Source organism: Pleurocapsa sp. PCC 7327, assembly GCF_000317025.1.
Lineage (GTDB): Bacteria > Cyanobacteriota > Cyanobacteriia > Cyanobacteriales > Microcystaceae > Hydrococcus.
On sequence record NC_019689.1, the window covers coordinates 2,013,993 to 2,035,363 of the forward strand.

Genomic DNA, 21,371 nt, shown 5'->3' on the forward strand with positions numbered 1-21,371 from the left:
CGCTCGCCGATGGTCAAACCCAAAAAATCTCCCCAAAACGCCCTCTTATCGTCTAATTCTGTCTCTGGCAGGAAGGTTGAAAAAAAACACACCGCCGCCAGCTCCAGCGGGCGACAGAACCTTGATTCCCTCGCCATTCTGTTGCACCGGATGACGAATCGCATCCGTCAATCGCTGGAATTGTCGGAGATCCTCTCTGCTACTGTCGCCGAAGTCCGCGACTTTTTGGAAACCGATCGCGTGATGGTTTATCGATTCGATGGAGATGGGAGTGGAGAAGTAGTTGCCGAGTCAGTACGAAAGATGCGCCTACCATCCCTGCTCGGACAACATTTCCCAGCCCAAGACATTCCAGAAGAGATTCGAGAACTCTATCTCAAAGCACGCTTGCGATCGATTGTCGATGTTACCTCGCAACAAATCGGTTTGAGTCCCCTAGATTGCCCGGAAACGGGAGAGCCATTAGCTGAAGAAGATATCCGATTTCGACCGGTAGATCCCTGTCATGCAGAATATTTGACGGCGATGGGAGTAAAATCGTCGCTGGTAATCCCGATTTTACACGGCGAGCGCCTGTGGGGGCTGCTGGTCTCTCATCACAGTTTACCGCGACGGATGACGGAGCGAGAATTACAGGTCGTGCAGTTAGTTGCCGACCAAGTGTCGATCGCGATCGCTCACGCGATTTTGCTCGAAGGAACGCGCCTTCAAGCTCGACAAGAAGCAACGATCAACCGAGTAGCGACGCTGCTGCACTCCATGACTGAGATGCAGGTGCAACAAGCTCTCGAACAAACCGTCTCCGCTCTGGAGGGAGTGGGAGGTAGAGTGTGCATTGCCCCACAACGGTTTGTCTGTGGGAAACAGCCATTGGCAACTCAGAAGTCGGAAGACAGAAGGATGGGGAGACGAAGCGATAAGAAGACTTGGGGACAATTAATCCAAAATCCTATTGAAGAGCATCCCGATTGGCAAGCATGGTTAGATAAAGAAGCTCAAGTTAGTCAAGAAAGCGAAGTTTGGGCGATCGCGGATTTACATCAAGCTTTATTGCCATCCGATTTGGCGACTGCATTTCTGGCGGCTGGGATTCGCGGCGTGCTGATAATTCGCCTGCAATATCGGCAGCAGTTTTTGGGGTATTTGAGTATTTTTAGAGAAGCGATCGACACCGAAATTTTCTGGGCGGGAAGACCCGATGGCGACGCTCCGCGCAATCTACGTCCCAGACAATCCTTTGAGACCTGGCGCGAGTTAAAGCAGGGGCAAGCGCGATCGTGGACTAGCTCGGAAATCGAACTCGCGCGATCGCTGGCAAACCACTTCGCCATGGCAATCCATCAATATGAATTATATCGACAAGTCCAGGCACTTAATGCCGATTTAGCTAAAGATATCGAAAGGCGCAAGCTTGCCGAGATCCAGATTTGTGCGTTGAATGCCGAACTAGAGCAACGAGTAGAAGAACGGACGACCCAATTGCAGCGTGCCAATACTGAACTAATGCGGGAAATCGGAGAGCGCCAACAAGCAAAAGCGTCTTTAGAACGACTTAGCCATCAAAACGAGTTAATCCTAAACTCGGCGGGCGAGGGAATCTTTGGATTGGATCTTCAGGGAAAAACCACCTTCGTCAATCCCGCAGCCGCCAGAATGCTGGGATATGAAGTCGAAGAACTCGTCGATCGATACATGCATGCGGTCTTAAAACACTCGAAGCCAGATGGAACTCCCTATCTGCCAAAAGAAAGCCCTATCCATGCCACTCTGTCCACCGGAGAAGTCCATCACATTGCCGAGGAGATCTTTTGGCGGCGGGATGGATCTAGTTTCGCCGTCGAGTACGTCAGCACCCCAATCCGAGAACAAGGCGCGATCGTCGGTGCAGTGGTCATCTTCAAAGACATTACAGAGCGACAGATCGTAGAGCGGATGAAGGATGAATTTGTCTCTGTAGTAAGCCATGAATTGCGAACGCCCTTGACTTCTATTCGCAGCGCCTTGGGCGTACTCATGAGCGGTCGGCTCAACGCCCAACCCATCAAAAGTCAGCGCCTGCTAGAAATTGCCTTTGAGAATTCTAATCGCTTGGTGCGCTTGCTCGACAATATCCTCGATCTAGAGCGCATCAAATCCGGTAAAGTGACGATGGAAAAACGGCTTTGCCGAGCTGCCGACCTCATGGCGCAGGCAGTGGAAGTGATGCAAGCAATGGCGGAAAAAGCCGAAATCCGTCTCTGTGTCATACCAGTATCGATTCAGATCTGGGCAGATCCCGATCGCATTATCCAAACCCTAACCAATTTGCTCAGTAACGCGATTAAATTTTCGCCGCCCAACACCACGGTTTTACTATCTGCCGAGTTGCAAGACGAGCAAACAGTCTTATTTCGCATCCAAGATCGGGGGCGAGGCATTCCTAACGATAAATTGGAAACGATCTTCGATCGCTTTGAGCAAGTCGATGCCTCTGATTCGCGCCATCAAGGAGGCACGGGTTTGGGATTAGCCATTTGCAGAAGCATCGTACAACAGCATGGCGGTCAGATCTGGGCTGAGAGTACTCTAGGAGAGGGCAGCACTTTCTACTTCACGTTGCCCATTAGTCATTAGTGACTAATGGGCAATTTGCAATAGTCGGACTCTAATTGCGAATTGTCAATTGTTAATTGCGAATTGAAGTTAATCATGCGTATCCTGATTATTGATGACGAAGACGATATCCGGGAAGCAACCCAGATCTGTCTGGAAGTAACGGGGGATTGGGAGGTGCTGACAGCTAGTTCGGGCAGGGAGGGATTAGCCAAAGCAGCAGCCGAACAACCCGATGCTATTCTTCTAGATGTGATGATGCCCGATATGGACGGCCTGGCAACTTTGGAGAAATTGCAAGCCTCTCCGGCTACCAACGGGATTCCCGTCATTTTGCTTACTGCCAAAGCCCAGCCTGCCGAACAGCGTCGATTTAGCCAGCTAGATGTGGCAGCCGTGATTCTCAAGCCCTACGATCCTTTTACGCTCTCCGACCAAGTGATCGACGCTTTAAAGACAGGATAAAATTTGACGGGAAAATTCAGGATCTAACTGTATCTAAAAACTATTTTAACCAATACTTTGCAGTCATTCTGTTTGACGACAGTTAGACAACAGCAATCCGCCCCTCGATGTTCTATCGCTGCCTCATAGAGAAAGTCGTCTTGCATAGGACTGCATAAGCGTTTGAGTTCATTAAAACTGAGATCTTGTGCTATTTTTGACAACTGCTGTTGCAATTAATTTCTTGTCCGATCGAAAAAGTCTTCTTTAGAAGACTCGATAGGAAATTCGTTGAGCTTTGAGCCTAGAACTTTAGTTCTAGGCGTTGATGCTTGAGCAATAAGCCGGAAAATTCATTTCCTGGCGACTAATACTTTAAAAATACCCTTGCTTAGCGTAAGGATAACTCCAAAGCGTCACTTGCAAAACAATTGATTTAAACCATGCCTGGTACATCTTCTCGACTTCTTCAGAACTGTTCCCCTTCTTGGCTAAAAAGGGCTTAATTGTTGCCGTAATTGGATAGATGAAGGCAATCATGTATCGAAGTCCGATGTGAGGAACGGATTGAACGTGGTCTGTCTGACCTTTTTTCTCCTGGGTGTGCCGTAGACCAATCTCTTGCTGATAGTTTAACCAATCGCGATCGTAGGGACGCTGACAAGTATCCAAAATCCACTGACCGAAGCGCTTGCGAACAGCCATAAGATATTCTTCAATTAGCTTTCCATCAGGCGTGCTAAAGTAACGAATTAAATGAGGATGAGAGCCGACAAAGGAGTACCATACATCAAGCACATCCTCAACCTGGTCTTGAAGCACTTCACCAGCTAAGTGCAAATACTTTTCATCTTCCTCTGTAAAAAGTACGGTTTTTTTGATAAGTTCAAAGTCTTCCATCGAGATTGGAGACTTGGCTACTGTCTCAGTGCCGTAGGTATAGCCAGGGATTGCCGCAGTCGTCATTTTTACCTCCTCTTAATTTGAGAGGACAATTGATTCCAGCTGAACTGGTTTTTGTGCGTCGGTGCAGACTTCTAAATTTACATAAATTTACAGAAAATTTAGATAGTCTAAAAATTTTGTTCGATAGGCTACAGATTTTTATAATACTTTTATGATAAAGAAAAGACTAAAAAAAAATTTTTAATTTTTGTATCAAAAATCACACATTATCTTGGCATTCGTACAACATTGAAGTAGGCAGATATACAAACTCATTACGAGTTTGAGTTTGTGAATCAAAGAAGCACCATCGCAACAGCGATCGCCTCAAGGGACTTGCTCGATCTTAAACTCAGCGATCGCGCGTTAACTGCCGATCCACTACCAAGTTAATTCATGACTACCTGGTTTAAAAAATTCTTTTTTACAAACTTATTTAAGAGGAGAACGACTATGGCACAAGTTGCACAGCAAGTTGTAAGAGATACTGGTGTCAATACCGAAGAACTGGTCAAGAAACTGGTTCGCGCAGCAGCAGCTGAGTTTACTACCTACTACTACTACACGATCCTCCGGGTAAACGCCATTGGTTTTGAAGGCGAAGGACTCAAAGAAATTATCGAAGATGCTCGCTTAGAAGACCGAAATCATTTTGAAGCGCTGGTGCCCCGAATTTACGAGCTAGGCGGCGAATTGCCCAGAGATATTCGGGATTTTGCCAACGATGCCGCTTGTCCCGATGCATACCTTCCTCAGAACCCGCGAGATGTCAAGGAGATGCTCAAAGTACTGGTAGAAGCCGAACGTTGCGCTATCAGAGTTTATACAGATATCTGCAATATGACTTTCGGCAAAGATCATCGCACCTACGAGCTATCCCTCGCTATCCTCAACGAGGAAATCGAACATGAAGCCTGGTTCTCCGAGTTTCTGGGCGAAGGACCCTCCGGTCATATCCGCCGGGGTTCGCCTGGGGAATCTCCCTATACTTCCCGCTTCTTGGTAGTACCCAACCACCATCAGAAAGCATAAATATCAATAAAAGCTGAAGGGAAGGGTGAAGGTCGAAGAGATTTTCAGACTTCATCCTTCGCCCTTGAATGCTATGAGCGAGTTCGTTAAAGTGGCAAAAGTCAGCGAGGTGCTTCCAAACAGCCTACTAGCTGTTGAAATTAACGGTCAGCGCCTGCTCCTAGTCAACCTAGGTCAAGAATTTTATGCGATCGATGCCCTATGTCCCCATCGAAATGGTCCTCTGGAGAAAGGGCATTTGTATGAGAACGAGGGCATTATCGAATGCCCTTGGCATTACTACCGCTATGACGTGAGGACTGGGAAAAATCTCTATCCCCGCAATGTTTATCCAGCTGACCTTACTTATTTAGAGCGAGATTTAAAACCTTTGCAACACTATCGGGTGCGGGTGGAAGGCGATGAGATCTTAGTTGAGTTTCACGGAGATCGAAAGGAATGAGCGCGAATTTTTTCTCCTTTAAAGGGAGAGCGTATCAAGACGACATGGACGTGGCAGAATTGGTAAGTCGATATGCACGAGGAGAAAGGAATTTTCACGAAATCAACCTCAATGGGGTAAGTCTGTGGAAAATCAACCTCAGCGAGGCAGACTTAAGCGGAGCAGATTTGATCGGGGCAGATTTGAGTCAAGCAAACCTGAGAGGGATAAACCTCAATAGTGCCAATTTAACAGGAGCTAACCTGCAAGGTGCTAATTTAATTGATGCCAAGTTGATTCTGACAACTCTGCGCGGCGCTAATCTGGAGCGGGCAGAATTAAGTAAAGCCAATTTCACCAAGGCAGACTTAAGCTGGGCAAATCTCAACGAAGCTAATTTAAGCGCGGCTAATTTGGGTGAAGCTAACTTAAATGGAACAAAATTGAGTTTGGTTATTCTGCGGGGAGCCAACCTGAAGCAGGCAAAAGTCGATTTAAGGAACGCAGACATAGCCGATTTAAATCTAGCTTGGACGATTATGCCCGATGGCACTATCCATAAGTAAACTACTCCTGTCCTGATAAATCGAGAGCTTCCTACCCAACAGCATTGATTTTTTACTGATTTAACTGTGATATCAAATCCGTTTAATTAGCCATAATATATAGTGCGGCAAGCGTAGCGTGCGCGTAAGCGCATACGTCCCGATCGCGAGCAGGATGCTCGCACTACTGGGTATTGCGGTTGTTTAACCGGATTTAATATGACTTGCCATCGTGAATAGGAGGGATCGCTTTCATCTTATGAGCGATGCTATGGTAACGATGGGTTTGCTGCATCGAAGCTGCTCGCTCTTGGATAGATCGATCGGCAATCTTCTTTCTTAACTTCTCGATCGCATCAATAATTGCCTCTATTGCTAGTTTAGCAACAAAAAAGTTGCTGAAGCTAATTTTTAGCGATCGCTCTCTTGGCAGAAATTTTTAAATATTAGTGTTAAAAAAATCAAGCTTACAAGAGAAAAGTGAATATAATTGCCTAATTAAAATCATTTTTTATTTATATAAGCAATAAATCGCTATCTTTGTTGTTTGACTTTAGCAAGATGAATATTGCTAAACTAGCAAGCAATGACTTAAACAACATTTTTGTTGTTTAAGTAAGGACGAGATACTAAAAAGTTAAACAACGAAACGATAAGCAAGGAAAATCTAAATACTTGGAAATAATCTAAGGACTCCTGGCTGACTTTTTTTCCTCGCCTTCTAACCGCTGCCGTCGTGAGGCGCGGTAGCGGTTTTCTTCAAATCAATATATGCATATGCAAGTTCAATATGTGCATGTGAAAGTCGGAGGGGTGAAACAACTAGAGTTTAGACTAAGTAGGGCCATGGATTACTTTGATTACGATGTTGTCATTATTGGCGGCGGACCAGCAGGTTGTACTTGTGCCCTCTATACGGCACGATCTGACCTAAAAACAATCATCCTCGACAAAAATCCGGCAGCTGGCGCACTCGCCGTTACTCATAAGATTGCTAACTATCCCGGTGTGCGGGGTGAGGTAGGCGGCGACGAATTGCTAGAGGTAATGCGCGAGCAAGCGATTGAATTTGGCGCTGACTATAAGCGGGCACAAGTTTTCGGGATCGATGTCAGCGATTCCCAGAAAAAAGTCTATACCCCAGAAGGGACTTTTAGGTGTCGCGCACTCGTACTTGCCTCTGGCGCAATGGGTCGGGTTGCCTCGATTCCTGGCGAGTCCGAGTATTTAGGTCGGGGAGTAAGCTACTGCGCTACCTGCGATGGGGCTTTTATGCGCGATCGCGAGGTGGTCGTCGTCGGCAGCAGCGAAGAAGCTATTGAAGAAGCCTACGTACTTACGAAGTTTGCTGCTAAAATCCACTGGGTCACTCCTAAAGACCCAGCAACGCTTAATGGTCATGCCGAGAACCTACTAGCTCATCAGTCGGTCAAACTCTGGAGCAAAACTCGTCTGCTGAAGATCCACGGCGAGGAAAGCGGTGTCACGGCGGTTGAAGTACTTCCCAAAGGTCGGGAGCCAATCTCAATTGCTCCGGTTGAAGGCGTTTTCATCTATCTGCAAGGTGCCAAACCAATTACAGATTTTTTAGGCGGTCAGATCGAACTGAAACCCGATGGTGGCGTTAAGGTCGATGAGATGATGCAGACTAATATACCTGGCGTTTGGGCGGTTGGCGATATCCGTAACACCCCTTTTAAACAAGCAGTCGTCGCCGCTTCAGACGGTTGTATTGCCGCGATGGCAATTGACCGCTACCTGAATCAACGCAAGAATATTAGACCTGACTGGAGTTAATGTCTTTTTTTGGATGTTTGATGAATTATGTCAAATGCCAAACAAATACAATATTTAGAGTCTGTAGTCCTCAAGGGGTTGTGTCCTAATTGTTATTCCTCGGATGTGGTCTACTTTGAATATGAGAAAAACAAAATTTTTGGGTTTAAGTGTCATAAATGCGGTTGGAAAACTACTCATACATCTGAGGAGTTTATGAAAATCTCAGCTTCTTGGAGTCGGATTAGAACAGGATTAAAGACTTAAAAAACCGAAATAGTTTTAACAAATCGAGAACACTAATTCAAGTTCTCACTTAGCTCGAATCAAATAGCCACAGCAGCGATCGCCGTCATTAATCCAATGGGTTCGCTCGATCGTACAATCTGGCAAGAGAGCAGCAAACATTTCTAATTCATGAGCGCACACCACGGGAAAAAACTTGGCAACTTTTGCGATCGCGCAGTTATGCTCGGTGAGGACAAATTAATTTTGCCTATTTCAGGAATAGGCAAGGGAAATCGGAAACCGTTCGCCAATCTTTTTCTCAATAATCTCGATCGCCGAGCCAAAAATTATTTGCTTTTAGCAACAAAATTATTGCTAATGTAGCACAAAATCAAATTCTGCAACGCCATAGTTGTCTAATAAAATACCATTCAATCCAGAAATAAACCTGGTTGGGTTCGGTTGCCCAAAAAATTGTAAAGATTGAAAATCAGTGAAAAATTTCATCGGTTTTTCAGAATTTTTCTCTACCCTACAAGATAGGACTGGCAAGATTTGAACGGCAGTCAACAACTTAGCAAAGCCATTGAGCTTCCTAGCATCAAATGCACATGACAACATTGCCAACCCGACGCATCCTGCTCATTAGTCAGGAAAAAGCGGTGCAGGAGATTACTCAGATTTGTCTAGAAACAGTTGCCAACTGCGAAGTACTGACAGCAGATTCGGGCAATGAGGGAATAGCCAAAGCCGAGACTCAACAAGTTAACGCTATTCTTCTCGATCTCGACGAGATGACGGTCGATCCGGACTGGCGCGCGATCGTGCAAACGCTCCAAAATAACCCGGCTACTCGGCGCATCCCCGTAATTTTGTTAACAACTACGGAACACTCCAAAGATTTACCTCAATTTAATCAAACGGGAGTAAGGGCAGCGATCGCTAAATCTTTCGATCTTCTAACTCTAGCAAGTCAAGTTGCGGCAGCGCTAGAGTGGAACTAATCCACTCAATTGTAACTTTTTGTTAAGACAGTAACTTCTTTCATAAGTTTTTCAGGTTTTTTTCGTACTCTCCTAAACAAGCTAGTTTTTTAATTTGACTAGCCAGCGTCAATCGTTTTCCCAATCTTGCTCGATAGGGCAAGACAGTCAATTTCACTTTTTCCCTTTTAGGAGAATCGATTTTTCGGAAGACATTTTTTAATGTTTGCTTCCTAAAATAATCCCCTCGCCTCTGGCCTCGGAAACCGCGACGAGGGGAAATTCCATACCCTTTTAGTAAGGATTGTCTATCTATGATACCGCATGAATTTACCCTTAAGCTATCTATCCACGGGAGTCTTTTGGATAAACGCTTAACCAAGCCGAGACTTCTTAGGGTAGATAGTCCCCATTCTCCAAGAATTTGTTGGCTCGTTTAGTAAAGAGCGAGTCAGAGCTATGATTTCGCCAAGATGCCCGAATCTTTGCGATCGCGCAAGGTTCTCAACTTACCTGAGTTTGTTGAGTTCAAATTTCTGCTGAAAAAAACACTGGTCAATTCTATGACGACAACTCTTCAAAAACGCGAAATTCCTAACTTATGGGAACAGTTTTGTCAATGGGTCACCAGTACCGAAAATCGCCTTTACATTGGCTGGTTTGGGGTGCTAATGATTCCACTGCTCGGAGTCTCCACCACGGTTTTTGTTCTCGCCATCATTGCTGCTCCTCCCGTGGATATGGACGGACTCCGCGAACCGATAACGGGTTCGCTCCTCTATGGCAATAACATCATTACTGCGGCCGTCGTTCCTACTTCCAACGCCATCGGCTTGCACTTTTATCCCATTTGGGAAGCAGCCTCTATGGACGAATGGCTATATAACGGCGGTCCCTATCAAATGATTGCTCTCCACTACGTCCCAGCCCTGTGTTGCTATCTAGGACGAGAGTGGGAGTTGAGCTATCGCCTCGGCATGCGTCCTTGGATTTGCGTTGCTTTCAGCGCTCCTCTTGCTGCCACGACATCCGTTTTTCTAATTTATCCTCTCGGACAAGGCAGCTTCGCCGATGGTCTTCCCATGAGTATTAGTGGCACGTTCAACTTTATGTTCGTCTTCCAAGCCGAACATAACATCCTCATGCATCCCTTCCACATGCTGGGAGTTGCTGGTGTATTTGGAGGTGCTTTTTTCTGTGCCATGCACGGTTCGCTAGTGACTTCTAGCCTGATTCGGGAGACTAGCGAGAACGAATCGCAAAACTATGGTTACAAGTTCGGACAAGAAGAAGAAACTTATAACATTGTTGCCGCTCATGGCTACTTCGGTCGCCTGATCTTCCAGTACGCCAGCTTTAACAATAGCCGCAACCTGCACTTCTTCTTAGCCGCTTGGCCAGTAATTTGCATCTGGTTTACGGCTTTGGGGATCTGCGTCATGGCGTTTAACCTCAATGGATTCAACTTTAATAATTCCATCCACGACGCTCAAGGTCGGGTGTTGCCTAGCTGGGCAGATGTGATTAACCAGGCCAATCTCGGTTTTGAAGTTATGCACGAGCGCAATGCTCACAACTTCCCACTCGATCTTGCCAGTGGCGAGGCTATCCCAGTTGCTTTACGTGCCCCTGCAATTGCTAGTTAGATTGAGTTTTCTCCAAAAAAGACGCGAGCGTCTGCTTTAGTCAAGTTACTATCTCCAAACAAGTTACCCCCGTCGTCTCTAAACTCGGAAACCGGGGCGATGGGGTTATCTCCTACCCTTTCTGTAAGGAGTTAATACATGGTACAGCAAGAGCCTACTCTCACGCCTTCGATTGAAGTGGATTCTGCTATTGAATCTCCAACAGAGTCAACGACTGCTCTCAATAGACGCGAAACTCTATTAGCCAAGTGGGAGGAATTTTGTCGATGGATTACCAGTACCGAAAACCGCATTTATATTGGCTGGTTTGGGGTAATCATGATTCCGACCCTTTCAACGGCTGCGATCGCATTTATCATTGCTTTCATCGTCGCTCCTCCAGTCGATTGGGACGCAACGGGCGCGCCTGTGACTGGCGCTTTACTCGGCGGCAACAATCTGATTACGGCTGCGGTTATTCCTACCTCCTCAGCCATTGGTCTGCATTTTTATCCTATTTGGGCAGCAGCTTCAATCGATGAGTGGCTGTACAATGGCGGTCCTTACCAGCTCATCGTGCTGCATTTTTTGATCGGCATTATTTGCTATCAAGATCGGGAGTGGGAATTGAGCTATCGCCTCGGCATGCGTCCTTGGATTTCCCTCGCTTTCACCGCTCCCGTTGCTGCTTGCATATCGGTGTTTTTAGTCTACCCTGTCGGACAAGGAAGCTTTTCTGAGGGAATGCCGTTAGGAATCTCCGGCACGTTTAACTTTATGTTGCGATTTCAAGCCGATCACAATATCCTGATGAATCCTTTTCATCAGATAGGAGTCATTGGGGTATTGGGCGGTGCTTTTTTAGCTGCCATGCACGGTTCGTTGGTCACGTCAACGCTCATTCGTAAGACGGGCGAGTCTGAATCGATTAATACCGGATACAGGCTAGGTCAGAAGAACCCAACTTACAGCTTTGGCGCGGCACGAGGATACATGCAGCGATTCTGGCATTTTAGTTTTCCCAATTCTCGCGCTTTGCATTTTTTCCTTGCCGCTTGGCCCGTGGCAGGAATTTGGTCGGCTGCTTTGGGGATCGACATCGCTGCCTTTGGCTTTGACGGATTCAACGTCGATCGCTGGGTTCCGATCTATCAATCGCAAGGACAATTTCTTCCTAGCTGGGTAGACATTATCGATCGCGCCAATCTGGGTATAGAAGCCATGCAAGAGCGTCCTTTTGAAGACTTTCCCTTGAATTTAGATTCAAGCGAGGTGCTTCCACTCACGCTCGATATGGACGATCGCACTTAGGCGAACCTCACTCATCAGTCAGTCAATTTAGTTTTTCTGTGTAGTTGTCGCTGGTTTTGGCATCGATTGACAACTCAGCAGCGAGCGAGCGCGCCAACCAAGCAGCAATAAGGCCAAGCTGGTCGGAAAAATGGCTCCGACTGAGTGGGGGATGGGGATATCTTTAAAAATTCTTGGATTTTAGGACTTCAACCGTTCGTTTCTCACAAGGACTCAAGCATGGAAACACCGTTTAATTCTTCTACTGTCAAAATTGGGACAACCGTCCAAGACGCTCCCACCAGAGATGTTACCTTCGATCTTGCCCGCGAAGGTCGCGATGAAGCTTCCACCGGATATGCTTGGTGGGCGGGAAATGCCCGTTTTATTAACCTGTCCGGTAAATTCTTAGGGGCACACGTTGCCCATGCAGGGCTGATTGCTTTTTGGGCGGGAGCGATGCTGCTGTTTGAGGTCGCTCACTACGTTCCAGAAAAGCCCATGTACGAACAGGGTTGCATTCTCATGCCCCACCTTGCCACGCTGGGCTTCGGCGTCGGTTCCGGCGGTCAAGTAGTCGATACATTTCCCTATTTTGCGATCGCGGTAATCCATTTAATTGGTTCTGCCGTTCTCGGTATTGGCGGACTCTATCACTCGCTGCGCGGACCAGAGAAACTAGCAGGTTTCTTCGATTTCGATTGGTCGGACAAGGATAAGATGACTAGCATCATCGGCTATCATCTCATTGCCCTGGGAATTGGCGCGTTCCTGTTGGTAGGCAAAGCCATGTTCTGGGGGGGCTTGTACGACACTTGGCTGCCGGGAGGGGGTGGCGTGCGCCTGGTTACCAACCCTACCCTCGATCCGAGAGTTATCTTCGGTTACTTTTTCAAGTCGCCTCTAGGCGGTTCGGGTTGGATCGTGAGCGTGGATAACTTAGAAGATATCGTCGGCGGACATATTTGGATGGGGGGCATCCTGATTGCGGGAGGCATTTGGCACATTTTTACCAAACCCTGGAAGTGGACAGATAAGGTCTTCATCTGGTCTGGAGAAGCTTACCTTTCCCAAAGCTTGGGCAATATCGCCGGACAAGCGTTTATTGCCGCCATGTTTATCTGGTTTAACAACACCGCCTATCCGAGCGAATTCTACGGTCCGACCGTCCCTGAAGCCTCTCAGGCTCAAGCATTGGTGTTTTTGGCAAGAGACCAACGTCTGGGAGCGGATATAGGAACCGCTCAAAGTGTTACGGGATTGGGCAAGTATTTAATGCGATCGCCGACTGGAGAAATTATCTTTGGCGGGGAAACCATGCGTTTCTGGGATTTTCGCGGTCCTTGGCTAGAACCGTTACGCGGCACGAATGGTTTAGATCTCAAAAAACTCCAGAATGATATTCAACCCTGGCAAATTCGCCGCGCTTCCGAATACATGGTTCATGCGCCCCTGGGTTCGATTAACTCAGTAGCAGGTCTTGCTACTGATGTCAACTCCTTTAACTATGTGTCTCCGCGTACCTGGATGACTGCCTCTCACTTGATTTTCGCCCTCTTTTTCCTAGTCGGTCACTGGTGGCATGCCGGTCGGGCACGGGCGGCGGCTGCTGGTTTTGTCAGAGGGATTAACCGCGAAGACGAACCAGTTCGCTCGATGGGCGACATAGATTAGTTAATTCAATTCACAACTCACAATTAGCAATTGCCAATTGAAAAAATTGAGTTTTTAGATGATTAAAAACCATGACTATAGCAATTACTCGCAGACAACCAACCCAAGGATGGTTTAGAACGTTAGACGACTGGCTCAAGCGCGAACGCTTTGTCTTCATTGGCTGGTCGGGACTGCTGCTCTTTCCCTGTGCCTATCTAGCAATCGGAGGATGGTTTACTGGCACTACCTTCGTTACCGCTTGGTATACTCACGGGTTAGTCAGCTCTTACCTAGAAGGATGTAACGTCCTGACTGCCGCTGTCTCTACCCCTGCCGACAGCATGGGACATTCCCTGCTGCTGCTGTGGGGACCAGAAGCCAACTGGAACTTTACCCGTTGGTGTCAGATAGGAGGGTTATGGACGTTTACTGCCTTACATGGCGCTTTAGGATTGATGGGCTTCATGCTGCGACAGTTAGAAATTGCCCGTTTGGTAGGAGTGCGACCCTACAACGCGATCGCTTTTAGCGCTCCCATTGCCGTATATGTCAGCGTCTTTTTGGTCTATCCTTTATTCCAATCGAGCTGGTTTTTTGCCCCCAGCTTTGGCATCGCTGGCATTTTTCGTTTCGTTCTTTTCTTCCAAGGCTTCCACAACTATACCAATAACCCCTTCCACATGATGGGAGTAGCTGGCGTTCTCGGAGGCGCTTTATTATGTGCCATTCACGGTGCAACAGTACAAAACACGATCTTTGAAGACACGAAGAGTTTCAATACCTTTGGCGGATTCAGTCCCACTCAAGAAGAAGAAACCTATTCGATGGTGACTGCAAACCGCTTCTGGTCTCAGATCTTTGGCATTGCTTTCTCTAACAAGCGCTGGCTGCACTTCTTTATGTTATTCGTTCCGGTAACTGGCTTATGGATGAGTGCGATCGGCATGGTCGGTTTAGCGTTCAACCTGAGAGCTTATGACTTTGTTTCTCAAGAGTTGCGAGCAGCTGAAGACCCAGAGTTTGAAACTTTCTATACCAAGAACATTCTCTTGAATGAAGGTTTGCGAGCTTGGATGGCAACGATGGATCAACCTCACGAACGCTTCCAGTTCCCCGATGAAGTGCTGCCTCGCGGTAATGCGGCTAAGTAGGAGATCGACCAATGAAGAAGTTTCTGAACTATGTTATTGCCGCTCCAGTAGTTTCTACTATTTTGTTTGCTGGTTTTTCAGCCCTGGTCGCTGCGTTAGATCGCTGTTTCCCCGGTTCGCTGGACGGCACTTATCTTCGACTCTTTTTTCCACCGACAGATATGAATGTTTGATGCAATTTTAAATCTTCTTTCAGACAAGGAGAATCTTTCATGGGACTACCTTGGTATCGCGTCCATACAGTGGTTTTAAACGACCCAGGACGACTCATTGCCGTCCATCTGATGCACAATGCCCTCTGTGCGGGTTTTGCTGGTTCGATGCTTTTGTTTGAGCTAGCTTTGTACGATCCCAGCGATCCAGTTCTCAACCCCATGTGGCGGCAGGGATGTTTCTTAATGCCTTTTGTGGCACGACTGGGGGTAACGAACTCCTGGCAGGGCTGGAGCATTACGGGCGAAACCTTTGACGATCCGGGTTTCTGGACATTTGAAACCGTCGCGATCGCTCATATCGTCTTTTCCGGTCTCGAATTCCTGGCTGCTATCTGGCATTGGGTTAACTGGGATCTCGTCACCTTTTTTGACGAAAAAACTGGCGAGCCAACTTTGGATTTGCCCAGAATCTTTGGCATTCATCTATTTTTAGCAGGTTTACTCTGTTTTGGTTTCGGAGCTTTTCATTTGACCGGTATTTTTGGTCCGGGGATGTGGGTTTCAGACCCTTATGGTCTCACAGGTCACGTACAAGGCGTTGCCCCCGTCTGGGGACCGGAAGGCTTTAATCCTTACAACCCTGGCGGCGTGGTCGCTCACCACATTGCGGCGGGGATTGTCGGCATTATCGGCGGACTATTTCATATTGTCGTTCGACCCTCAGAAGGACTCTATCGACTCCTGCGGATGGGAAATATAGAAGGCGTACTTGCCAGTTCTCTTGCTGTCTTCTTTTTCGCGGGTTTTATCGCCAGTGCCAGCATGTGGTACGGGACTGCCACCACTCCTATCGAATTGTGGGGGCCGACACGCTATCAGTGGGATCGAGGTTACTTCCAGCAAGAGATTGACAGGCGGGTGCAAGCTGGCTTAGCTGAAGGAAAAAGCCTTAACCAAGCCTGGTCGGCGATTCCTCCCAAGCTGGCTTTCTACGACTATATCGGCAACAGTCCTGCTAAGGGGGGTCTGTTCCGAGTCGGTCGCATGGTCGATGGCGATGGACTTGCTACGGGTTGGTTAGGGCATCCCGTCTTTAAAGACGGCGAAGGTCGGGAATTGACCGTGAGGCGCATGCCTAATTTCTTCGAAACTTTCCCCGTAGTGATGACCGATAAAGATGGGGTCGTTCGGGCAGATATTCCTTTCCGGCGCACCGACGCTAAGTATAGCATCGACCAAACCGGAGTCACGGTGAGTTTTTACGGCGGTCTTCTCGACGGTCAAACCATTAGCGATCCCGCATTGGTGAAGCAATATGCTCGTAAGGCTCAACTCGGCGAACCGTTTGACTTCGACCGCCAAGCCTACAATTCCGATGGCGTATTCCGAACCAGTAACCGAGGCTGGTTTGCCTTTTTCCACGCATGTTTTGCGCTGGTCTGGTTTTTTGGGCACGTCTGGCACGGAGCGCGCACCCTCTTCCGAGATGTTTTTGCTGGCATCAATCCAGACCTTGATGAAGAGCAAGTAGAATTTGGCGTCTGGCAAAAAGTGGGAGATGTTACCTCGCGCAAACGGCAAGTTGCTTAGGAGTGCAAGTAGGAGTGCGGGCAGGATGCCCGCACTCCTACCAAAACCTTCAAAAATTTCATCGAGACTCACTAGAGGAATTCATGCAAGTACGAAAATTTGCTCCCAAAAAAGTTGCTCCCTTGCAATATTTTTTCAAGCGCTTTAATTCCCAAGCAGGCAAGGTAATTCCTGGCTGGGGAACTACGCCTCTGATGTTGGCTTTGATGCTGTTGTTTTTCTTCTTTTTGTTGATGCTGCTCGAGATTGTCAATGCCTCGATTCAATTGGAAGGGATTGACGTGGATTGGAAAAGCTTGAGCTATTAATGCGATCGCGAGGAGGTTCGATGTCATCGATCTTTTTTGCCTACGGAGAGGGACAGTTTTCCTCAACTGCAACTGGAATAACTTTAGGGTTGCTAGCGGCTGTATTATTTTGCGTCCTCCTGGGAGTCTATGCAGCCTATACCTACCCAGCCAACCGAGAATAAAACACTTTTAAATGTTTGATTGTCAAAAACAAGGAGAAAACCATGAGCATCGTCACCGAATTAATTCTCAATGCCGATAGCGAAGCTCGCTATCCTGGTCCCAAAGAGCTACACATCTTCCAAGACTTCTTAAAAACAGGAGAGCAACGGCTTCGGATTGCAAAGTTTCTGGCAGACAACGAACAACAGCTCGTCCAAAATGGCAGTGCCCGGTTCTGGGAACGGTGTCCGGTTACGCCGAGCAACAGCGGCAATCCAAGAAAAACAGCCTCCTGTCAGCGCGATCAAGGCTGGTATATCCGTCTGATTGCCTACTCAGTTTTGGCAGGTAGCGAGAAACCCCTCGAAGAAATAGGCACGATTGGGATTAAAGAGATGTATAACTCCCTGGAGATTCCAATCCCCAATATCGTCGTAGCAATGCAATGCCTCAAAGAAGAAGCCGTATCTATGATGAGTGAGGAGGATGCCGCCGAAGTCGCCCCCTATTTTGACTACGTTATTCAGGCATTGTCCTAACGATAAGTCCTCGGTCATTGGTCATTGACCATTTGTCCCAATGACTAATGACCAATAACAAATAACAAACCACAAGGAGACAAGATTTATGCAAGACGCAATTACTTCTGCAATCAATGCCTTTGACGTTCAAGGTCGCTATCTAGACGACGACGCGATCGCAAAGCTGCGGGGCTATTTCCAAAGCGGCACCATGCGAGCCAAGGCAGCTACGGTTATTGGGGCCAATGCCAAGTCTATCATCACTAAGACCGTAGCAAAGTCTCTGATGTACACAGATATCACTGCTCCTGGCGGCAATATGTATACCTGCCGTCGCTATGCTGCTTGCATCCGCGACTTGGATTACTTTCTTCGCTATGCAACCTATGCCATGCTTGCAGGCGACCCCTCGATTCTCGACGAGCGCATCCTCAATGGACTGAGGGAAACTTATAACTCTCTAGGCGTTCCTATTAGTGCAACGGTAAGAGCATTACAGGCGATGAAGGAAGTGACTGCCGATATCGTAGGGCCGGATGCTGGCAAGGAGATGGGCGTCTACTTCGACCACATTTGCTCTGGCTTGAGTTAAAGACTTTTTGATTAATCGATAGTTGTTAGTCGTTGGTAGGGAGTTTCTTGTATCCACTAACGACTAACTTTACTGAAATACTCGATCGCTATCACAAACAAGGAAAACGACATGAGTATTATTACTCGCTCTATTGCGAACGCCGATCGCGAAGCTCGCTATCTCAACCTCGGAGAATTAAATGCCATTCGCAATTTTTATGAAGGAGGAAAAAATCGACTCCGGATCGCTCAGATTCTGACAGCAAACGAAGAAAGCATTATCGCAAGAGGGAGTCAAAAATTCTGGAAGCGATGTCCCGATACACCCAGCAATACTGGCAACGCAACCTTTCGCGCCTCCTGCATGCGAGATCAAGGTTGGTATATCCGCCTAATTACTTATGCGATCGTAGTGGGGGATATAGAACCCTTAGAAAAAACTGGCATCAAAGGCGTAAGGGAAATGTATGAATCCCTAGAAATTCCTCTCAGAAATGTCGTTGAATGCATGCGTTGCCTCAAAGAAGTGACTCTAGAGATGCTGTCGTTAGAAGATGCTGCTGAGGTAGCGCCTTATTTTGATTATTTGATACAAGGAATGATGCCTTAATTTCAATTTTGGATTGAAAAAATGAGTATAAATGCTAGTGGTGGCAGTCCGGTTGTCCGCCCACAACAATATCAAACTTTACCGACTTCTCTACTTTCCCAGGCAGAACAGCAAGATCGTAGCTTAAGACGCAGCGAACTCGATGAATTATTGAGTTTTTTTAGATCTGGTGCCAAGCTGCTGCAAATTGTCGAAACCCTAACCGAGAATGCAGACCAAATTGTCTCGGCTGGTGCCAAGCGCATTTTTTGGGGTGGGAATCCGATGGATTACCTGGAGAAGCCCATAGAAAAGATAGATTTACCGGGGTTTGGGAGGCCGGTAACCCTTGCCGAAGCAGCGCTTGCCAAGGAGGCTGCACTCGATCGCGAATTCAAGAAGCTGCAAATCCCTAGTTCGATAAATCCTCCTCGCAACTTCAATCCCCTCAGCGACTTGTGGGAGAATCTTCGGGGGGCTATTCAAGGCATGTTGGCAGGCGATCGAGAAGCCCTGCCTGGGGGATTCAAAGCTATTAATATCTCTCGCTATGGCACCGTCAGAATGAAAAGGTCGATGCGGGATCTGGCTTGGTTTTTGCGCTACATCACCTATGCGATCGTTGCCGGCGATGGGAGTATTCTAACAGTCAATGCTAGGGGATTGCGGGGAGTCATTCCCGAAGATGTCACGGTGGCTACGGTGGTGGCACTCAAGGAAATGCGCTGGAAGTCTTTGACCTACTTCAAAGGGGATGAGGAAGCCAGCGAAATTATCAAACACTATTTTGATGTATTAATCGACGCCTATCAAGTCGAAAAACCTCCCGTCAGACTCCGGCAAGGGGTATCGAACGACCAGCAGGGATTGCAACTACCCGAAAGTTATTCCCTCAGTGCCGAAGCGCGATCGAAATTTGTCATCAAGCCCGGTTTCTCGGCAGCAGAAAAGCAAGCAGCCATTAAAGCTGCCTACCGACAAGTCTTTGAGTGCGACATTAACCGCGCCTACGGACTATCTTTATCCGACCTCGAATCGAAGGTCAACAGCGGTAACATTTCGATGAAGGAATTTATCCGCGCTTTGGGGAAATCTCGTCTCTACCGCAGACAGTTCTACGAACCTTACGCCATTAGCCGAGTTATAGAACTTGCCTTTCGTCACTTTCTCGGTCGTGGGTTAAGTTCTTTGGAGGAGTTCCAAGAACACTTTGAGATTATGTCAAAAGGCGGTCTGCCTGCATTGGTGGATGCTTTAGTGGATTCTGAAGAATATGCCGATTACTTTGGCGAAGAGACAGTGCCTTACCTGCGGGGTTTGGGTCAAGAAGCTCAAGAATGCCGCAACTGGGGACCCCAGTTCGATCTATTTAAACACAGCGCCCCTGTCCGCAAAGTTCCTCAGTTCGTTACGCTGTTCGCCAATTACCAAAAACCCTTATCCAATCAACACGTCTATGGTACTGGAAACGATCCGCTAGAAATCCAGTTTGGGGCGATCTTTCCCCAAGAAACTCGCAATCTGGCTGCCCAACCCTCACCTTATGGTAAGGATAATCGCCGCATTTTGATTGGTTGCGGTTTGGGAAATGGCAACGGACACAAGAATGGGAGTCATCTAGGAAAAGCACCTTCTTTGAGTTCGAGAGTATTGAAGCTCAATGGTGCTGCGAATGGAAATGGGAATCGAGGCGCAAACGTCAACCTTGCGATCCACTCTGCCGAAGCGGCAATTAGAGGGGCTTACCGACAGGTATTCGGACGGGATGTCTATTCGGGTCAGTGTCTCGTGAGTGCCGAAACCAAGCTTAAAAGCGGCGAAATTACCATGCGAGAGTTTGTGAGACAGTTAGCCAAGTCCCGTGTATTCCGCAGTTTATATTGGGATTCGCTCTATATTACCAAAGCGATCGAATACATCCATCGGCGTTTGTTGGGTCGTCCTACTCACGGGCGAGCAGAAATAAGTCGCTACTACGATCTCTGTGCCAAAAAGGGCTTTTATGCCTTAATCGACGAAATAATTGATAGCCTCGAATACTCAGAAGCTTTTGGAGAAGATACAGTTCCTTACGAGCGGTATGTAACGCCGAGGGGATTTGCCATGCGATCGCTGCGGGAACCCGCCCATTGGTCATCCTCTCAACTGAACCGAACCGTTAGTGCGGGTACGTTTCTAGCTCAAAAAATGCAAGAAAAAAATAAGACTCGCATAACTGCTGCCGATCGTAATGCCAGTCAAACCCAAGCTCAAGAGACAACTCTGCTAGTTACCGTTCAGGAGGAAACCCATGAGTATAGTCAAACAAGTGATTCTTAACGCCGATGAAGAACTTCGCTATCCTACTCCTGGCGAACTCCGCCTATTTCAAAATTTCTGCCAGTCGGGAGAGAAGCGAATCCGCATCGCTAACAAGCTAGCGGCAAACGAAAAGAGGTTAGTAGAAAGAGGCTCGGCGAGGTTTTGGCGACGTTGTCCGGTTACGCCCAGCAATAGCGGCAATATGAGAAAAACAGCTTCCTGCCAGCGCGATCAAGGCTGGTATATTCGCTTAATTGCTTACTGCGTTTTAGCTGGAAACGAGCAGCCCCTCGCAGAGATCGGCACGATTGGCATGAAGGAAATGTACCAATCTTTGGGCATTCCTATATTTAATTGGGTTGAGGCTTTAAAATGTCTCAAAGAAGAGGCGATCGCGTTGCTAGGCGAAGAGGATGCCGCTGAGGTCACGCCTTATTTCGACCATATTATCCAAACGCTTGCTTTACCGGGACCGCCTTATTATATGAATGATAAATAAGCC

At 47.5% G+C, this 21,371-nt stretch carries 21 protein-coding genes and 2 pseudogenes; 20 read left to right on the forward strand and 3 right to left on the reverse strand.

Annotated elements, in window-relative coordinates:
• The first annotated feature begins 9 nt into the window (after nucleotides 1-9).
• Complete coding sequence (locus tag PLE7327_RS08950) at nucleotides 10-2,613, forward strand: ATP-binding protein (protein ID WP_015143524.1); 2,604 nt, start codon at nucleotides 10-12, stop codon at nucleotides 2,611-2,613.
• A 75-nt stretch (nucleotides 2,614-2,688) separates the two neighbouring features.
• Entirely contained in the window at nucleotides 2,689-3,057 is a 369-nt protein-coding gene (locus tag PLE7327_RS08955) for a response regulator (RefSeq protein WP_015143525.1), read from the forward strand.
• Nucleotides 3,058-3,411: 354 nt separating this feature from the next.
• Here the strand turns inward: PLE7327_RS08955 and PLE7327_RS08960 are convergent, their stop codons facing one another.
• Nucleotides 3,412-4,002, reverse strand: a complete 591-nt coding sequence (locus tag PLE7327_RS08960) for a protoglobin domain-containing protein (RefSeq protein ID WP_015143526.1) — start codon at nucleotides 4,000-4,002, stop codon at nucleotides 3,412-3,414.
• 432 nt (nucleotides 4,003-4,434) lie between these two features.
• Between PLE7327_RS08960 and dps the strand changes: the two genes are divergently transcribed.
• The 3 genes from dps to PLE7327_RS08975 all read left to right on the forward strand — a co-directional run bounded on the left by dps (nucleotide 4,435) and on the right by PLE7327_RS08975 (nucleotide 6,000).
• A complete protein-coding gene (gene dps / locus PLE7327_RS08965) occupies nucleotides 4,435-5,013 on the forward strand; it encodes a DNA protection during starvation protein (protein WP_015143527.1) in 579 nt (192 codons plus the stop codon).
• A gap of 73 nt (nucleotides 5,014-5,086) precedes the next feature.
• A complete protein-coding gene (locus tag PLE7327_RS08970; RefSeq protein WP_041391988.1) occupies nucleotides 5,087-5,455 on the forward strand; it encodes a Rieske 2Fe-2S domain-containing protein in 369 nt (122 codons plus the stop codon).
• Nucleotides 5,452-6,000 (forward strand): pentapeptide repeat-containing protein, encoded by a 549-nt coding sequence (locus PLE7327_RS08975; protein ID WP_015143529.1) that lies wholly within the window; start codon nucleotides 5,452-5,454, stop codon nucleotides 5,998-6,000. The genes PLE7327_RS08970 and PLE7327_RS08975 overlap by 4 nt, the downstream gene beginning before the upstream one ends.
• A gap of 202 nt (nucleotides 6,001-6,202) precedes the next feature.
• Here PLE7327_RS08975 and PLE7327_RS26470 read toward each other — a convergent pair.
• Nucleotides 6,203-6,349 (reverse strand): annotated as a pseudogene (locus tag PLE7327_RS26470) (NADH-quinone oxidoreductase subunit B); the annotation flags it as partial.
• Nucleotides 6,350-6,825: 476 nt separating this feature from the next.
• Between PLE7327_RS26470 and PLE7327_RS08980 the strand changes: the two are divergent.
• Nucleotides 6,826-7,776, forward strand: coding sequence for an NAD(P)/FAD-dependent oxidoreductase (locus tag PLE7327_RS08980; RefSeq protein ID WP_041391989.1), 951 nt, complete (start codon nucleotides 6,826-6,828; stop codon nucleotides 7,774-7,776).
• A 291-nt stretch (nucleotides 7,777-8,067) separates the two neighbouring features.
• Here PLE7327_RS08980 and PLE7327_RS26475 read toward each other — a convergent pair.
• A pseudogene (locus tag PLE7327_RS26475) lies at nucleotides 8,068-8,241 on the reverse strand (iron-sulfur cluster biosynthesis transcriptional regulator SufR); the annotation flags it as partial.
• A gap of 347 nt (nucleotides 8,242-8,588) precedes the next feature.
• Between PLE7327_RS26475 and PLE7327_RS08995 the strand changes: the two are divergent.
• The 14 genes from PLE7327_RS08995 (at nucleotide 8,589) to apcD (PLE7327_RS09050) (ending at nucleotide 21,368) form a co-directional block, all read left to right on the forward strand.
• On the forward strand, nucleotides 8,589-8,987 hold the full coding sequence (locus tag PLE7327_RS08995; protein ID WP_015143532.1) for a response regulator: 399 nt from the start codon (nucleotides 8,589-8,591) through the stop codon (nucleotides 8,985-8,987).
• Nucleotides 8,988-9,529: 542 nt separating this feature from the next.
• The gene (gene psbA / locus PLE7327_RS09000) at nucleotides 9,530-10,612 is read left to right on the forward strand and encodes a photosystem II q(b) protein (protein WP_041393053.1); all 1,083 of its coding nucleotides are present in this window, start codon (nucleotides 9,530-9,532) and stop codon (nucleotides 10,610-10,612) included.
• Nucleotides 10,613-10,750: 138 nt separating this feature from the next.
• Complete coding sequence (locus PLE7327_RS09005) at nucleotides 10,751-11,902, forward strand: Photosynthetic reaction centre protein (RefSeq protein WP_015143534.1); 1,152 nt, start codon at nucleotides 10,751-10,753, stop codon at nucleotides 11,900-11,902.
• A gap of 219 nt (nucleotides 11,903-12,121) precedes the next feature.
• Nucleotides 12,122-13,555, forward strand: a complete 1,434-nt coding sequence (psbC, locus tag PLE7327_RS09010) for a photosystem II reaction center protein CP43 (protein ID WP_015143535.1) — start codon at nucleotides 12,122-12,124, stop codon at nucleotides 13,553-13,555.
• Between the two features lie 71 nt (nucleotides 13,556-13,626).
• The gene (gene psbD / locus PLE7327_RS09015; RefSeq protein ID WP_015143536.1) at nucleotides 13,627-14,688 is read left to right on the forward strand and encodes a photosystem II D2 protein (photosystem q(a) protein); all 1,062 of its coding nucleotides are present in this window, start codon (nucleotides 13,627-13,629) and stop codon (nucleotides 14,686-14,688) included.
• Nucleotides 14,689-14,699: 11 nt separating this feature from the next.
• Nucleotides 14,700-14,861, forward strand: a complete 162-nt coding sequence (locus PLE7327_RS23290) for a Photosystem I reaction centre subunit IX / PsaJ (protein WP_015143537.1) — start codon at nucleotides 14,700-14,702, stop codon at nucleotides 14,859-14,861.
• 39 nt (nucleotides 14,862-14,900) lie between these two features.
• Nucleotides 14,901-16,433: a photosystem II chlorophyll-binding protein CP47 gene (psbB, locus tag PLE7327_RS09020; protein WP_015143538.1), complete on the forward strand. Its 1,533-nt coding sequence runs from the start codon at nucleotides 14,901-14,903 to the stop codon at nucleotides 16,431-16,433.
• A gap of 83 nt (nucleotides 16,434-16,516) precedes the next feature.
• Nucleotides 16,517-16,741 carry a photosystem II reaction center phosphoprotein PsbH gene (gene psbH / locus PLE7327_RS09025; RefSeq protein WP_015143539.1) on the forward strand — a complete coding sequence of 75 codons (225 nt, stop codon included), beginning with the start codon at nucleotides 16,517-16,519 and terminating at the stop codon, nucleotides 16,739-16,741.
• Between the two features lie 20 nt (nucleotides 16,742-16,761).
• On the forward strand, nucleotides 16,762-16,905 hold the full coding sequence (locus PLE7327_RS24805) for a hypothetical protein (protein ID WP_015143540.1): 144 nt from the start codon (nucleotides 16,762-16,764) through the stop codon (nucleotides 16,903-16,905).
• 42 nt (nucleotides 16,906-16,947) lie between these two features.
• The gene (apcD, locus tag PLE7327_RS09030) at nucleotides 16,948-17,424 is read left to right on the forward strand and encodes an allophycocyanin subunit alpha-B (RefSeq protein WP_015143541.1); all 477 of its coding nucleotides are present in this window, start codon (nucleotides 16,948-16,950) and stop codon (nucleotides 17,422-17,424) included.
• Nucleotides 17,425-17,512: 88 nt separating this feature from the next.
• Nucleotides 17,513-17,998, forward strand: coding sequence for an allophycocyanin subunit beta apoprotein (locus tag PLE7327_RS09035; RefSeq protein ID WP_015143542.1), 486 nt, complete (start codon nucleotides 17,513-17,515; stop codon nucleotides 17,996-17,998).
• A 111-nt stretch (nucleotides 17,999-18,109) separates the two neighbouring features.
• Nucleotides 18,110-18,589: an allophycocyanin subunit alpha-B gene (gene apcD / locus PLE7327_RS09040; RefSeq protein ID WP_015143543.1), complete on the forward strand. Its 480-nt coding sequence runs from the start codon at nucleotides 18,110-18,112 to the stop codon at nucleotides 18,587-18,589.
• 21 nt (nucleotides 18,590-18,610) lie between these two features.
• A complete protein-coding gene (locus PLE7327_RS09045; RefSeq protein ID WP_015143544.1) occupies nucleotides 18,611-20,887 on the forward strand; it encodes a phycobilisome rod-core linker polypeptide in 2,277 nt (758 codons plus the stop codon).
• Nucleotides 20,859-21,368, forward strand: a complete 510-nt coding sequence (gene apcD / locus PLE7327_RS09050; protein WP_015143545.1) for an allophycocyanin subunit alpha-B — start codon at nucleotides 20,859-20,861, stop codon at nucleotides 21,366-21,368. The genes PLE7327_RS09045 and apcD (PLE7327_RS09050) overlap by 29 nt, the downstream gene beginning before the upstream one ends.
• Nucleotides 21,369-21,371 lie beyond the last annotated feature (3 nt).

Coding starts and splice junctions, on each gene's coding strand:
- PLE7327_RS08950 (WP_015143524.1), top strand. CDS start 10: ATGGTCAAACCCAAAAAATCTCCCCAAAACGCCCTCTTATCGTCTAAT.
- PLE7327_RS08955 (WP_015143525.1), top strand. CDS start 2,689: ATGCGTATCCTGATTATTGATGACGAAGACGATATCCGGGAAGCAACC.
- PLE7327_RS08960 (WP_015143526.1), bottom strand. CDS start 4,002: ATGACGACTGCGGCAATCCCTGGCTATACCTACGGCACTGAGACAGTA.
- dps (WP_015143527.1), top strand. CDS start 4,435: ATGGCACAAGTTGCACAGCAAGTTGTAAGAGATACTGGTGTCAATACC.
- PLE7327_RS08970 (WP_041391988.1), top strand. CDS start 5,087: ATGAGCGAGTTCGTTAAAGTGGCAAAAGTCAGCGAGGTGCTTCCAAAC.
- PLE7327_RS08975 (WP_015143529.1), top strand. CDS start 5,452: ATGAGCGCGAATTTTTTCTCCTTTAAAGGGAGAGCGTATCAAGACGAC.
- PLE7327_RS08980 (WP_041391989.1), top strand. CDS start 6,826: ATGGATTACTTTGATTACGATGTTGTCATTATTGGCGGCGGACCAGCA.
- PLE7327_RS08995 (WP_015143532.1), top strand. CDS start 8,589: ATGCACATGACAACATTGCCAACCCGACGCATCCTGCTCATTAGTCAG.
- psbA (WP_041393053.1), top strand. CDS start 9,530: ATGACGACAACTCTTCAAAAACGCGAAATTCCTAACTTATGGGAACAG.
- PLE7327_RS09005 (WP_015143534.1), top strand. CDS start 10,751: ATGGTACAGCAAGAGCCTACTCTCACGCCTTCGATTGAAGTGGATTCT.
- psbC (WP_015143535.1), top strand. CDS start 12,122: ATGGAAACACCGTTTAATTCTTCTACTGTCAAAATTGGGACAACCGTC.
- psbD (WP_015143536.1), top strand. CDS start 13,627: ATGACTATAGCAATTACTCGCAGACAACCAACCCAAGGATGGTTTAGA.
- PLE7327_RS23290 (WP_015143537.1), top strand. CDS start 14,700: ATGAAGAAGTTTCTGAACTATGTTATTGCCGCTCCAGTAGTTTCTACT.
- psbB (WP_015143538.1), top strand. CDS start 14,901: ATGGGACTACCTTGGTATCGCGTCCATACAGTGGTTTTAAACGACCCA.
- psbH (WP_015143539.1), top strand. CDS start 16,517: ATGCAAGTACGAAAATTTGCTCCCAAAAAAGTTGCTCCCTTGCAATAT.
- PLE7327_RS24805 (WP_015143540.1), top strand. CDS start 16,762: ATGTCATCGATCTTTTTTGCCTACGGAGAGGGACAGTTTTCCTCAACT.
- apcD (WP_015143541.1), top strand. CDS start 16,948: ATGAGCATCGTCACCGAATTAATTCTCAATGCCGATAGCGAAGCTCGC.
- PLE7327_RS09035 (WP_015143542.1), top strand. CDS start 17,513: ATGCAAGACGCAATTACTTCTGCAATCAATGCCTTTGACGTTCAAGGT.
- apcD (WP_015143543.1), top strand. CDS start 18,110: ATGAGTATTATTACTCGCTCTATTGCGAACGCCGATCGCGAAGCTCGC.
- PLE7327_RS09045 (WP_015143544.1), top strand. CDS start 18,611: ATGAGTATAAATGCTAGTGGTGGCAGTCCGGTTGTCCGCCCACAACAA.
- apcD (WP_015143545.1), top strand. CDS start 20,859: ATGAGTATAGTCAAACAAGTGATTCTTAACGCCGATGAAGAACTTCGC.